At 69.1% G+C, this 948-nt stretch carries 1 protein-coding gene and 1 pseudogene; one reads left to right on the top strand and one right to left on the bottom strand.

The genetic code is table 11. The features are described 5' to 3' along the window. Positions 1-299: pseudogene (locus tag A5688_RS16055) on the top strand (VWA domain-containing protein); the annotation flags it as partial. Positions 300-303: 4 nt separating this feature from the next. On the opposite strand, the gene A5688_RS16050 reads toward A5688_RS16055, so the two are convergent. After that, a partial coding sequence (locus A5688_RS16050; RefSeq protein ID WP_068268211.1) for a VWA domain-containing protein occupies positions 304-948 on the bottom strand: 645 nt, incomplete at its 5' end.

Genomic DNA, 948 nt, shown 5'->3' with positions numbered 1-948 from the left:
TGCCCATCTCGACGATCTCGTTCGGGACCAAGGGCGGCGAGATCGAGATGGACGGGCAGCGCATCGCCGTCCCGGTGTCGACGGACCAGATGAAGATGGTCGCCAAGCTGTCCGGCGGGCAGTCCTATACCGCCACCAACCTCGGCGAGCTCGAGAAGAGCTACAACGCGATCGAGAACGAGATCGGCTACCGCACGGTGCCGGGCCCGGGCAGCTCCGGCTGGCTGCGCCTCGGCGTGCTGACCGCCCTGATCGCGACGGCACTGGCACTGCTGATCAACCGGCGCCTGCCCAGCTGAGCACTCAGGCGGGCAGCCTGCGGTTCAGCAGCAGCCCGGCCAGGATGGCGCCGGCCATGGCGAAGGCGCCGAGCAGCATCCAGGCCAGACTCGCGTCGCCCTTCACGGTTTCGTAGCCGATCTGGCGCTGCAGCGTCGAGTACACGTTCTTCAGCGATTCCAGGCTGTCGGCGTGGAACGACTGGCCGTCGGTGATCTCGCAGATCTTCTGCAGCGTCTGGTCATCCACCGGGACGGCGATGCGCTGCCCGTCCATCTCGATCTCGCCGCCCTTGGTCCCGAACGAGATCGTCGAGATGGGCACGCCCTCGTCCTTGGCCAGCCGCGCCGCGGTGTAGACGCCGTCGTGCGGATCGCCGGGATTGGAGGGCTTGTTCTCGCCGCCGTCGGACAGCAGCACGATGCGGGCCGGCGGGGGAGTGTCGCCGCCGGCGACCCCGGTGGCGCTCACCGCGTGCAGGGCGGTGAAGATCGCTTCGCCGGTGGCCGTGCTGTCGGCGAAATCCAGCTTCTTCAGCGCGTCGATGGTCGCCTGGTGTTGCGGGGTCGGCGGCACCAGCAGATAGGGCGTGCCGGCGAAGCCGACCAGCCCGAGGTTGATGCCGGGCGTGAGCTGGCCGGCGAACTGGGTGGCGGCCTGTTCGGCGGC

Source organism: Mycobacterium mantenii (assembly GCF_001667865.1).
Taxonomy (GTDB): Bacteria; Actinomycetota; Actinomycetes; order Mycobacteriales; family Mycobacteriaceae; genus Mycobacterium; species Mycobacterium mantenii_A.
The sequence above is the reverse complement of the archived record's forward strand: the minus strand, read 5'-3'. Positions and strand labels throughout refer to the sequence as shown.